This window comes from Jeotgalibaca caeni (assembly GCF_028863945.1).
GTDB classification, from domain to species: Bacteria; Bacillota; Bacilli; order Lactobacillales; family Aerococcaceae; genus Jeotgalibaca; species Jeotgalibaca caeni.
The window spans coordinates 23,200-35,358 of record NZ_JARBEA010000028.1 but is presented as its reverse complement, the minus strand read 5'-3'; the positions used below and the strand labels follow the sequence as shown (position 1 = coordinate 35,358).

The 12,159-nt window shown below is 40.4% G+C and carries 10 protein-coding genes; 2 read left to right on the top strand and 8 right to left on the bottom strand.

Translation table 11 applies throughout. The features are described from left to right. Positions 1-170: 170 nt before the first annotated feature. The gene (locus tag PVE40_RS07430; RefSeq protein WP_274731258.1) at positions 171-1,799 is read right to left on the bottom strand and encodes an ABC-F family ATP-binding cassette domain-containing protein; all 1,629 of its coding nucleotides are present in this window, start codon (positions 1,797-1,799) and stop codon (positions 171-173) included. A 64-nt stretch (positions 1,800-1,863) separates the two neighbouring features. Continuing rightward, positions 1,864-2,862 carry a hypothetical protein gene (locus PVE40_RS07425; protein WP_274731257.1) on the bottom strand — a complete coding sequence of 333 codons (999 nt, stop codon included), beginning with the start codon at positions 2,860-2,862 and terminating at the stop codon, positions 1,864-1,866. A gap of 148 nt (positions 2,863-3,010) precedes the next feature. Here PVE40_RS07425 and brnQ point away from each other — a divergent pair, with 148 nt between their 5' ends. Continuing rightward, complete coding sequence (gene brnQ / locus PVE40_RS07420; RefSeq protein WP_274731256.1) at positions 3,011-4,351, top strand: branched-chain amino acid transport system II carrier protein; 1,341 nt, start codon at positions 3,011-3,013, stop codon at positions 4,349-4,351. Between the two features lie 35 nt (positions 4,352-4,386). Here brnQ and PVE40_RS07415 read toward each other — a convergent pair whose 3' ends face one another. The 3 genes from PVE40_RS07415 to PVE40_RS07405 all read right to left on the bottom strand — a co-directional run bounded on the left by PVE40_RS07415 (position 4,387) and on the right by PVE40_RS07405 (position 8,653). Further along, entirely contained in the window at positions 4,387-6,453 is a 2,067-nt protein-coding gene (locus PVE40_RS07415; RefSeq protein ID WP_274731255.1) for an RNA degradosome polyphosphate kinase, read from the bottom strand. Positions 6,454-6,485: 32 nt separating this feature from the next. After that, a complete protein-coding gene (locus PVE40_RS07410) occupies positions 6,486-8,054 on the bottom strand; it encodes a Ppx/GppA family phosphatase (RefSeq protein WP_274731254.1) in 1,569 nt (522 codons plus the stop codon). Positions 8,055-8,170: 116 nt separating this feature from the next. After that, positions 8,171-8,653 (bottom strand): nucleoside 2-deoxyribosyltransferase, encoded by a 483-nt coding sequence (locus tag PVE40_RS07405; RefSeq protein ID WP_274731253.1) that lies wholly within the window; start codon positions 8,651-8,653, stop codon positions 8,171-8,173. 200 nt (positions 8,654-8,853) lie between these two features. Here PVE40_RS07405 and PVE40_RS07400 point away from each other — a divergent pair, with 200 nt between their 5' ends. Continuing rightward, a complete protein-coding gene (locus PVE40_RS07400; protein ID WP_274731252.1) occupies positions 8,854-10,020 on the top strand; it encodes a 3D domain-containing protein in 1,167 nt (388 codons plus the stop codon). A 65-nt stretch (positions 10,021-10,085) separates the two neighbouring features. On the opposite strand, the gene PVE40_RS07395 is transcribed toward PVE40_RS07400, so the two are convergent. From PVE40_RS07395 to PVE40_RS07385, 3 genes are all read right to left on the bottom strand, one after another. After that, positions 10,086-10,820, bottom strand: coding sequence for an amino acid ABC transporter ATP-binding protein (locus tag PVE40_RS07395; protein WP_274731251.1), 735 nt, complete (start codon positions 10,818-10,820; stop codon positions 10,086-10,088). 135 nt (positions 10,821-10,955) lie between these two features. Continuing rightward, positions 10,956-11,114 carry a YvrJ family protein gene (locus tag PVE40_RS07390; protein WP_274731249.1) on the bottom strand — a complete coding sequence of 53 codons (159 nt, stop codon included), beginning with the start codon at positions 11,112-11,114 and terminating at the stop codon, positions 10,956-10,958. 58 nt (positions 11,115-11,172) lie between these two features. Further along, a complete protein-coding gene (locus PVE40_RS07385; protein WP_274731248.1) occupies positions 11,173-12,042 on the bottom strand; it encodes a Cof-type HAD-IIB family hydrolase in 870 nt (289 codons plus the stop codon). Positions 12,043-12,159 lie beyond the last annotated feature (117 nt).

Here is a 12,159-nt window from a genome sequence, read left to right as displayed (position 1 = left end):
AGGAAAAAGCTCTCGGTCTGCGGCAACAGAACAAGAGCCCTCTAAAAATTTAAAATTTTAACACCTACATGATACCATGGGTAGTGACTTTTTGCGCTTTTTTTAGCTTGTGTTTTCATATAAAAGATAAAAGGAGAAATCATTTTATCTTTTTTACTAGTTATATGAAATTAATCTTTGTATAACTCGTCTACACGAGCTTGTACACCTGCATCGTTTAAGAATTCTTCGTAAGTTGTATCCAAACGGTCTACCATTCCATTTGCACTCACTTCGATGATGCGGTTTGCAGTTGTGTTGATGAACTCATAGTCATGAGAAGAGAAGAGTAGGGAGCCTTTGAAGGCAATCATCCCATCGTTAAGAGCTGTAATAGATTCCAAGTCCAAGTGATTGGTTGGATCGTCCATAATCAATACGTTTGCTTTTGACAACATCATCTTAGACAAAATTACACGCACTTTTTCTCCACCGGATAGAACGGAAACTTTCTTCATAACGTCATCCCCAGAGAACAACATCCGACCTAAGAAGCTACGTAGGAAGGTGTTATCATCTTCTTCAGGACCAGCATACTGACGTAACCACTCCAGAATGTTGATACTTGGGTTAGGGAATTCAGAAGAGTGATCTTTTGGTAAGTAGCTGCGGGAAGTTGTTACGCCCCATTTGAAGCTACCTGCGTCAGGCTCTAATTCTCCCATTAAAATACGGAATAGAGTAGTCGTAGCGATATCACGACGACTCGTAAATGCTACCTTGTCTTCGCGGCCTAGTGTAAAGCTAATGTTATCCAATACCTTTACGCCATCAATTGATTTAGAAAGACCGTTCACGATTAATAGATCATTCCCAATTTCACGATCTGGCGTGAAACCGACGAATGGGTACTTCCGTGATGAAGGTTGGATGTCATCCAACGTAATTTTATCAAGTGTTTTCTTACGAGAAGTTGCTTGTTTGGATTTCGAAGCATTCGCGCTAAAACGAGCGATAAAATCTTGTAACTCTTTGATTTTTTCTTCTTTTTTCGCATTTTGATCAGCAGCTAGCTTAGCAGCTAGTTGGCTGGACTGCATCCAGAAGTCATAGTTCCCAACATATAACTGGATTTTACCATAGTCAACGTCTGCCATATGCGTACATACTGTATTTAAGAAGTGACGGTCATGGGAAACCACAATAACGGTATTCGGGAATCCAATTAAGAATTCAGACAACCAATCAATGGAAGCTTTATCCAAACCGTTTGTAGGCTCATCTAAAAGAAGAACGTCAGGTTGACCAAATAGTGCTTGTGCTAATAATACTTTTACCTTTTGCGGCTCAATGAGTTCACTCATTTTTTTGTAGTGAAGATCTTCTGAGATACCCAAACCTTGCAATAGGTTTGCTGCATCTGCTTCAGCTTCCCAACCATTTAATTCCGCAAATTCGCCTTCCAATTCACCAGCACGAATTCCATCTGCATCAGTAAAATCTTCTTTCATGTAGATGGCATCTTTTTCTTGGCGTACTTCATAAAGGCGTTTGTTCCCCATGATGACAGTATCCAATACTTGATGATCTTCAAAACCATAGTGATCCTGGCTGAGAACAGAGAGACGTTCATTTGGGTCTAAGAACACATCACCAGTAGTAGGTTGGATGTCGCCCGAAAGAATTTTTAAGAAAGTTGATTTACCAGCGCCGTTAGCGCCGATGACACCATAGCAGTTGCCTGGGATAAATTTGATATTTACATTGTCAAAAAGTTTACGGTCAGAAAAGTGAAGGCTGACATTTGATACGGTAATCATTTTTTGGCATTCCTCAATTCGTTTAATTTTATCCTTTCAATTCTAACATATTCTTGCTAAAAAGCTATCTTAACTGAGAAAAAATAAGGAAGTTCGTTTGATTTTCTCCCAAAACATGGAGATGATTTTGATAGTTTCGTGATTTTGGGTATGTTCGAAAAGAAAGATAATCTTTTTTTGGTAAATAAAAGTAAGGCTCGGTTCCTAAAAAGATTGAGAGACCTTTTTCCGTTTCTTCTATATATAGCGTGTCATCCTCCAAGATAGAAGAGCCGAAAGCTGGATGAGGCAAGAAAGGAAGGGTGATGGGCTGATAAGAATGAGCAGGAGACGCAGCCATTACCTCTTCAGACGGTAAATAATCAAACAACGGCATCGCTTGTACATCCTCTTTTTTTTCAGATAAATCAAAGGATGGATTGAAATAAGTTACGCTCTCACCGAGAGCATTCCCGCGAAACCGTCCACTCAACGACAATTCTTTATTCTGATACAGAAAATCAAGGCGCTGCACTGCTTGTCCTTCTTCATCCAATTGAATTAAATCATGACCTTCCCACAAAACAGCAGCGGTAGGGGTGTCATCCCACTGAATTAATGGATTTGAATCAGGTAGCTGGTAAGAAGTTGTTAGGACATATTCAAAGAGCCCGCTTTTTGAAGCAAGGGCCAAACGGTTCTTCGTACTTAAAGATAAGGAAAGAAAGTCCCCCTCCACCAATCTCTTCGACATCGGTTGCGCGCTCTCCGGCTGAATCATGGACAACCCGCTGTCATCAAGATAATAGAGTACATGATTAAATAATACAAAATCCCGTACAGCTGTGTTAAACGTTATTTCTTTAATGAAATCATTGCTTAATGCTTCGCTCATACGCGAAACAGTTTGAACCGGAAAAGGATCTAAGTAAATAGGCAGCTTATTAATTGCTGGCTTCCGGTAGTGATACAGGGATAGATGGCTAGCGTCTTTCCAAAGGTAAAGAATTTGACTGTAGAGAGCTACGTCATGGAAAGATTCTGGTAAAGATACATTCGTCATTAGAATTTGATCAGGTTTCACGGAATCACTCCTTATACACCACTTCACATCGGATAAACCCATTATAGCATTTTAGAACACCGGGAACAGGTAGAAAATCCCTGTCTGACTATTCATAAATGTGCTATAATCAGCAAATATGTAATTGGAAGTGAGGGGGAGTTCGGAAGTGGAAAGAAAATTAAGTGTAAAAGAATACGTATTTATCGGATCGATGTTGTTTGGATTGTTTTTTGGTGCTGGAAATCTTATTTTTCCGATCCAACTTGGCCAACAAGCTGGCGCTCATTCAATTCCTGCCACGCTTGGATTGTTAGTGACCGCTGTGGGATTACCTTTTCTAGGAATTGTAGCAATGGGGTTATCCAAAAAAGACAGCTTATATGAATTAGCGAGTAAGGTGAGTCTTGGGTATGCACTTTTTTATACCATTGCGTTGTACTTAACCATCGGGCCCTTTTTTGCGATACCAAGAACAGCCACCGTTTCTTTTGAGGCAGCATTTGCACCTTACCTACAAGCGGATCAACTTCAGTTGATGCTCTTCATTTTCACGCTTGTGTTTTTTATTGCATCACTATGGTTCAGCTTACGTCCCACTGAAATTTTGAAATGGATTGGTAAAGTTTTGAATCCTATTTTCCTTGTTTCACTCGCATTCTTAGCTGTTTTTGCCTTTAGTAAACCAATGGGACGGGTAAGTGAAATCCCAGTAAGTCCATTGTATCAAGAGGGAGCCTTCTTCACAGGATTCCTGGAAGGATATAATACAATGGATGCTCTTGCTTCTTTAGCTTTTGGGATTATTATTGTGGGAACCATCAAGAATTTAGGCGTAACGAAGCCCTTGCACATTGCTCGTGACACGATTCTTTCTGGCGTGTTTAGTATGTTGTTGATGGCAGCCATTTATGCAAGTCTCGTCTACATTGGTGCAACAAGCCAAGGTGTTTTCGATATTAGTGAAAATGGCGGCGTAGCATTAGCAGAGATCTCACAGCATTACTTTGGCGGTTTTGGAGCGATTGTGTTAGCGGTCATTATTACCGTTGCTTGTTTTAAGACTGCAGTTGGGTTGATTACTGCAATTAGTGAAATGTTCGTGACGTTATTCCCGGAGAAGTTTGCTTATAACCACTATGTTTATCTGTTTACCGGCATCTCGTTTCTGGTTGCAAACTTAGGGCTGCAGCAGATTATCAGCTTCTCCATACCGGTCCTTATGTTTCTATATCCATTAGCAATTGTACTTATTCTACTAGCAATCTTTCATGTCGCTTTCCAAGATCATTCTACCGTGTACCGGTGGACAATTGGGTTTACCTTGCCCTTTGCATTCTTGGATTTCCTTCATGCCTTGCCAGTTGGATTAAAAGGAACCCTCCGATTAGATCAAGTTTCTATTTTAGCCGAGAAGTTTGTTCCTCTCTTTGAAATAGGGATGGGATGGGTAGTACCTTCCATTATTGGATTCTTAATTGGCTTTGTACTATCGAAAAAGAGACACTAGGAAAAAGGCAGGGACTGCGGTCCCTGCCTTTTTATTTATTCATTCATCTCGCGCATAAATTCTTCTTGAGCAGAAAGGGCGGGGTGATCATTTTTGATATACTGATACGTACCGCTCACATCTAGCTCGCGAGCCTTCTGGTTGTCTGCCAAATAAGTGTCTAAAATCGAAAGAATTTCTGTTCGAATGGTTTGGTCGAGAACGGGGAACTCAATCTCAACCCGTTTCACCATGTTGCGTGTCATCATATCTGCGGAAGATAAGAACAAATGGTTTTTGCCATTTTGATGGAAGTAATAAATCCGACTGTGTTCTAAAAATCTGCCCACAATACTTCGCACACGTATATTTTCACTGACTCCCTTTATTCCCGGACGCAAACAACAAATGCCACGAATAAGCAAATCAATCTTCACTCCCACCTGACTCGCCTCATATAACTTCATGATAATGGTTTTATCAGTCAGGGAATTCATCTTGGCAATCATGCGACCATTGCCATATTGTTTATGAAATGCAATCTCTTTTTCGATGTAATCGAGAAAAGAAGAACGAATATCATAAGGTGATACATAAAGATGCTTGTAGTCAGGAACTTCGGAGTAACCACTCAGGTAGTTAAAGAAGGCCGTCGCGTCTTCTGCAATCTCTTCATTACTAGTCAAAATTCCCATATCCTCATAAATTTTAGCCGTCTTATCGTTGTAATTCCCAGTCCCTAAATGTACATAACGAACGAGGTGATCGGCTTGTTTTTTAATAACGAGAGATATTTTGCTATGTGTTTTTAAATCGGTGACACCGTATAGCACATTCGCACCGGATTCTTCTAATTCTTTTGCCCAATGTACATTGTTTTCTTCGTCAAAACGAGCTTTTAATTCAACCAAGACCGTTACTTGGATACCATTCTCTGCCGCTTGCTTTAACGCGGCGACAATAGGGGAATGGCTCGAGACCCGGTACAACGTTTGCTTAATAGCAAGTGTATGTTCATCTTCTGCCGCTTGTTGGATGAAGTCTACAATGGGCTGAAAGGAATCATAGGGGTGATGAAGAAATACATCTTGCTGATCGATTACTTCGTAAATATTTTTTTGCAGAATTTCCTTTGGTATTGCTGGCTGAAAAGGTGGATAGACGAGTTCTGGGTATTGATCTTCTAAGCTGCTCGCTATCTCGCTCAACACCGTTAAATCAAGCGGTCCATCAAAGTAGTATACGTCCCGGTCCTTTAGTTCCAGTTCGTTCTTCAAGAATTCAACACTCTCTGCTAAATATTCATTTGAAGTTCGTGTATCAATTTCCAACCTTACTGCAACACCGTTTTTTCGCTGCTTCAAATAGTCTTCAATTACAGAAAGTAAATCTTCAGCGTCTTCTTCATGAATATCGAAATCAGCATTTCGAGTAATTCGAAAGGAGAAAACATTCTCAATTTCATATCCAGGGAAAAGGGCATCTAGAAAAGAGCGGATGATGTCTTCCAATAAGAGTATTTTCGTACCATTTTCTCCTTGAAGAATATATGGACGATTCAATAAAGGAGAAATAGGGACAACGGCAATATGACGCTCCTTCTTATTCGATAAATGAACAAACAGATGAAGGAGTTTATTGTTCAAGTTGGGAAAGACACGATACGCATCGATCCCTAGTGGAGTCAGAGCAGGGAAAATGCTTTTTTGAAAGTAGGCTTCTACTTCCGCACGTTCGGAGTCGTTTAAGTCAACGACTTCTGTAAAATAAATACCTTCCTTTGCTAGCTCTGCTTTCATTTGGTTAAGCATTTGATATTGTAAGGTAACATTCCGGCGGTTCTTTTTTGAAATGGCCTCTAATTGCTCATCTGCGGTAAGCTGCGTTTTTGTGTCAGGATAGGAATAACCAAACTTCAGTTGGTCTTGCAATCCAGCAACTCGAATCATAAAGAACTCATCCAAGTTAGAGCTGCCGATCGACAAAAAGTTTACTCGTTCTAATAGAGGATTAGAAGGGTCATTTGCTTCTTCCAGAACCCGAAGATTGAAGTCCAGCCAACTAAGCTCACGGTTGAAGTAGTAATCAGGTGATTCTAGATTCATGTAACGAGACTGTTCCATTCACGTTATCCTCCTTCTCTAAAAAATGATGATTATTGTTCTGCTGTTTCTTTTTCTCCGCTTTCCATATCTACGAAGGTAATCACAACATCGTCCTTCAAGACACGCGCAAGGTGCTTCTTTTGACGCATTGCCCGATACTTTTCAGCAATCACAGAACCTTTGTGGTAAATCAACAGTTCGTATGCGCCATTCTTTTTCTGTAGTTTGATATCTTTTACAACGTTCATATGGGAATCATCTAAGGCATTGGCAAATTTGATCATGCCGCCAAATGCTTTGAGCTGGTCAATAAAACTCACCGTAAACCAGTCATTAAAGGGTTCTAAATATTGATTGAATAACGAGCGGTTTTTATAGCTTGCTAAAAGTGCAATGATAATCCGCTCTTTATGGGTTATGGCGTTTAATTCACTGTTCGAGATGATATAAAACGTGTGTTGGGAGCCAGCGCCGCTCTCAATATACTCTCCTAAGTAGTACAAGTAACTTCCATATTGAAGCAAGCGGGCGATATATTTATCCTTCTCAAACAGATTCGCTTTACAAAATTCATCGTATAGCATACTGACCAAATTTCCCCGTTGATCGGCTACTTGGTTTTGGGTTTGATAGGCTAGGCCCAACCGGTAAATACTCTGTGTACTAATGTTATGTTTCGTAAATGCTGTGCCGTTCGCGCGTTCATTAACATAATCGAGAATAATTCCTTCACGCAGACCTTTGTTGCTGAAAATAAACAAAGAAGCTTTTACTTCATCAAACAGCGCATTGAAAACAACATTAGCTGGAATAATAATATCTGTCCGGTCTTGGCTCAGCCCGTCTAAGTTTTCCAGTTCACTGATGGATAAGGATTTGAACAGTTCTAGGGTCAAATCCAAGTCACTTCCAGACATTTGGTAACCATGAACGCCAGCTAAGGGATAATCGATCTGTCGCTGATGAACGTTCGCGATACTACGTGCAGAACCACCAATTGCGGTAATAGGAACGCGTAATTTACTTAGCCATTTGATGCTCTTGAATTGTTCTTTAACAAAAGAAGTCATTTTCTTGATGGCTTTTTCATCATTATGTTCCTTGCCTTGGAAGAACATTTGCTTCAAGGTCACAACGCCAAATGGAAAACTGTGATATTGTTTAATTTCTTTATTTTCAAAGTAAGTTACTTCCGTACTGCCCCCACCGATATCCACCGTTACACTGTCTTTTGTCTGGGTCGTTAACGTGACCGCATTGCTGCCGTAATAAGCTTCTTTTTCTTCTGGAACAATCATCAAGTCAATGCCAGCTTTTTCTGCCACTTGTTCGATGATTTCTTCCCGATTACTGGATTGGCGAATCGCTGCAGTAGCCATTGGTAAAAGTTGTGCTACTTGGTAATAGACAGCGACTTGTTGGAAGCTCTGTAAGATTTCCACCAGTACATCAATACCAGCCTGATCCATCCATTTTTCTTCATTTAGGTATTGGGAAAGCCGAGCAGGGGTCTTAATATTTTGTAGCTGCCGAATATTATAATTTTCATCGATATCAAAGATAACCAATCGGATCGTATTGGATCCAATATCAATTAAACCAATTCTTTCTGAACTCATAGATTTCACCTCGAAGTAGTCTTTTCCTTAGTTTCATTGTATAGAAAGACGACACATTTGTCACAAATTAAGGAAGGAAAAAAAAGAGGCGGGGAGATAACTCCCGCCTATTATCCTTATCCTTTGATATAATTTCCAACTTGTTCGAGCAAACCGTCAATATGATTGACAATAGTTCCATTCGTTTTGATCAGTCCGACTGTATATAAATTAATGTACGAGAACTGTGATTCTGCAACCTCTTGTAAGGCAGCTAACTTCTGTTGGTTAGTGGCACCTTGTTGACGCGAATCGGTGTACAGGCCGATGATTGGTATGCCTGCTTGATAAGTGACACCAATCTCAGTTGCTACTCCAACATCAATCGTCGCACCATCCAAAACAGCAATCATAAAATCAGAAGCCAATAGGGCATCTGTATCATACTTTGCAATCATTACGGAATCTGCATAAGCATTTTTGTCATTAATATCGCCTTGCTCTTGAGGGATATAAATATCCAGTTCAGGATAGAGGGCTTTTATTTTATCTGTTAGGTAAACATTGTATTGTAATTCCATTTCAGAAAAGAGAGGGGCAGCATAATAAACTTTTTTCATTTTTATTGGCTCCTTTAGCAACTTGTTGTCCCCATCATAGCAGTTTACAAGGTTAGGTGTAAATAATCTTTTTCACCTATATGTTACAGGGAGGTTACAGATAAGGGGATTTGAAACAGAATCGTAAGGAGACTGCAACCATAAGAGTGGGTCAAAAACGTATAATAGTAAGGAACTTGAAATGGAAAGAGGCGACCTCGTTGAGTAAAAGAAAAATGTTCGGGAAAATGATTCTTGTAGGATTCGCATCCCAGATGCTATTGGCAGCGCCGATACAAGCTAGTACATTGGATCAGTTAGAAGAACAAGAGCTTCAAAAACAAGCTGAAATTTCCGAATTAGAAAGCACGGTTGCTACGAAATTAAGCAGCATTAATGAAAAAAAAGCAGAAGTCGAAGCATTATCTGCTCAAATCATTGAAACAGAAGCAGAAAAAGCAAATACCCTTACTGATATTGAAGAAACGAAAGCGCAAATTGCAGCTCGTAAAGAACAACTAGAAGCTAGGCTTCTGGCTTTACAAACTTCTTCAACTTCTACTAATCGTATTTTGATGATTTTTGAATCTGAAAGCTTTTCTGATTTTTTAGGACGTATTTTAGTAGTAGGGCAATTACAAGCTGCTGATAATGAACAAATTGAATCAGCAATGGAGGAAGAAAAGAAGCTTACGAATCTGGAAGCAAAGTTGGATGAAGAAGTTCAACAAATCAAGAACCAAACGGCAGCCATGAATGCTGAATCAGATGCCATGTATGCTGAACTTGGTGAATTACAAACCATCCTAAACGAAAATAAAGAAGAATTGCAGTCTATATTGACAGCTCAAACGGAAGAAGAACAACGTCTTGCGGAGGCTGCTCGATTAGAAGCAGAAGCTGCCGAAAAAGCTGCGGCAGAAAAACGTGCTGCCGAAGAAGCAGCGATAGCCGCTGCAAAGACAGCGGAAGAAGAGAAACAAAACACGGTGAAGGCAGCTGAAAAGGAAACACCAGTTGTGGAGCCAACTCCAGTAGAACCGCCCACACAACCAGTTGTAGAAGCACCTAAGGAAGTAGAGCAGCCTGCTCCTATCTCAAAAGGTCGGACTTTGACTGTATCTGCGACCGCTTATTCTCGTCATGAAGCAGGATTAACAAATTTCACTGCGACAGGAATCGACTTACGCTTGAACCCGATGGTAATTGCAGTGGATCCAACGGTCATTCCATTAGGAACTTTACTAGATGTCCCAGGTTACGGAATTGCTATTGCTGGTGACACCGGTGGCGCAATTAAAGGAAACAAAATTGACTTACATATGGAAGACGTTGCAAGAATGAACGCATTCGGACGCCAAACAATGACCATTACGATTTTAGATTAAATGCACAAAAAGAACCGAATCAAGCTCTCTTTCGCAAAGAGCTTGATCCGGTTCTTTTCATTTTGTTAGAGGACTTTGTTCAAAAAGTCTTGCGTACGAGGGTTTTGTGGACGTTGGAACACTTCTTCTGGCGTTCCTTCTTCTACAATATATCCTCCGTCCATGAAGATGACACGGTCACCCACTTCGCGGGCGAACCCCATTTCATGTGTAACCACAACCATGGTCATCCCTTCTTTGGCTAAACGTTTCATTACTTCTAATACCTCACCGACCATTTCAGGATCAAGGGCAGATGTAGGTTCATCAAAGAGCATGATATCTGGATTCATCGCCAAAGCTCGGGCAATCGCAACACGTTGCTTTTGTCCGCCTGATAGAGAATGCGGATATACTTCTGCTTTTTCTGCTAATCCTACTAATTCTAAAAGTTGATGGGCTTTCGTTTTTCCTTCTTCTTTTGAAAGGCGTTTTAGTTCAACCGGAGCCAAAGTGATATTCTCCATAACTGTTAGGTGAGGAAACAGGTTGAAGTGTTGGAATACCATCCCAATTTCTTCCCGTACCTTATTGATGTCTGTCTTTGGGTTTGTGATGTCTACTTGATCGACTAGAACGGCACCACCCGTAATTTCTTCTAAGCCGTTCAAGCATCGTAAGAACGTACTTTTCCCAGAACCGGAAGGACCGATAATGCAGACCACTTCGCCTTCGGTAATTTCTAAGTCAATTCCTTTCAGCACTTCATTGCTGCCGAAGTTTTTCTTCAAATTCTTGACACTTACTTTTGTATTTGCCATTGTCTTTCTCCTTTCGGCTTACTGTATTCATTCGTTACAGTATCAAAGGTATTCTACCAGAATTAAGATTAAAAATAAATGAGGGGAAACAGAAACAGCTGTTATTTCTTAAAAAAGAAAGAACAGCTGCTTCTATTAGGAAGGGCGAGTAATGACCGTCTTCGTCAGGTTGTCGATTGACTGGACTAACGCATCTAATTTCTTCTCCATGCGGTTCAGCAAGTAAATAGAAATGACGATGGGAAATCCGGTGTTACTAACCATCTCCATAAGCGACATGATTTCTGGTTCCATGTGGGTTCCTCCTCCTTATATATAGAAAGAACGAAAGGGGAAGAGGAAGTGTTACCTTTTATAAGTTGTCATTGATACAACGGAGAATTGCTAAGCCCACTCCGTCTTCGGTATTGGTTTTCGTTTCATACTTGGCAACAGCCTTTACTCCAGGTTCAGCGTTCCCCATCGCAAAACTGACGCCTGCCTTTTCCAGCATGGATACATCATTGTAGTTATCGCCAATTGCCATCACGTTTTCTAACGGAATTCCTAATTCGTTGGCAACATGCTCAAGAGCAATCCCTTTTTGAGCCTCAACGTGGTTAATTTCAATATTATTGAAGAAGGAAGAGGTAATCGCAAGTTCATCGTCTTGTTCAAAGTGCTGGCGAACAGGTTCTAATTCTGGTTGACCAATATTACTGAAAATAAGGACTTTTAATACTTCTTCCCGATCATCGTTCAACAGCTCCTCATAGTCCTCCACATAATGAATATTCAAGAGTTCCATCCGGCCCATTGCGAGAATGAGAGCCATTTTAAATGTTGTGTCTGGATTCGTATTTTGGAGTAGGGTCGTCATTGTTTCGATGCGGCGCACTTTATTTTCGGAGTAGACTCCGGATTTTAATACCAACTCAGCGTAGAGGCCTTTTTCTTTAACGAACTGTAGAATGGACCGAATTCGTGCCTTATCAATGCCGATGCTTCTCTCAAGCGTTCCATTTTCATCGTAAATTTGACCACCATTAACAGTAATCATCGGACAGTGAATTCCAGCTTCATGCAACGAAGGAACTGCTTCTGTGTAACCTCGACCGGTTGCGACCATGAAACGGATTCCACGTTGTTGAGCTGCTTGAATCGCTTCCTGATTTACCTTTGATACTTCCAGCTTATGATTTAATAATGTACCATCCATATCTGAGACAATTAGTTGAATCACTTGAAGACCCCCTATTGATTAATTCTGCATTTTTAGTGTACCATGAACCGCTTCATTTAGGAAAAACAAAACAAGCATCAAATGTACGCTTACTTTGTTATACTAAAAGAAAGTACA

Coding starts and splice junctions, on each gene's coding strand:
- PVE40_RS07430 (WP_274731258.1), bottom strand. CDS start 1,799: ATGATTACCGTATCAAATGTCAGCCTTCACTTTTCTGACCGTAAACTT.
- PVE40_RS07415 (WP_274731255.1), bottom strand. CDS start 6,453: ATGGAACAGTCTCGTTACATGAATCTAGAATCACCTGATTACTACTTC.
- PVE40_RS07410 (WP_274731254.1), bottom strand. CDS start 8,054: ATGAGTTCAGAAAGAATTGGTTTAATTGATATTGGATCCAATACGATC.
- PVE40_RS07405 (WP_274731253.1), bottom strand. CDS start 8,653: ATGAAAAAAGTTTATTATGCTGCCCCTCTCTTTTCTGAAATGGAATTA.
- PVE40_RS07395 (WP_274731251.1), bottom strand. CDS start 10,820: ATGGCAAATACAAAAGTAAGTGTCAAGAATTTGAAGAAAAACTTCGGC.
- PVE40_RS07390 (WP_274731249.1), bottom strand. CDS start 11,114: ATGGAACCAGAAATCATGTCGCTTATGGAGATGGTTAGTAACACCGGA.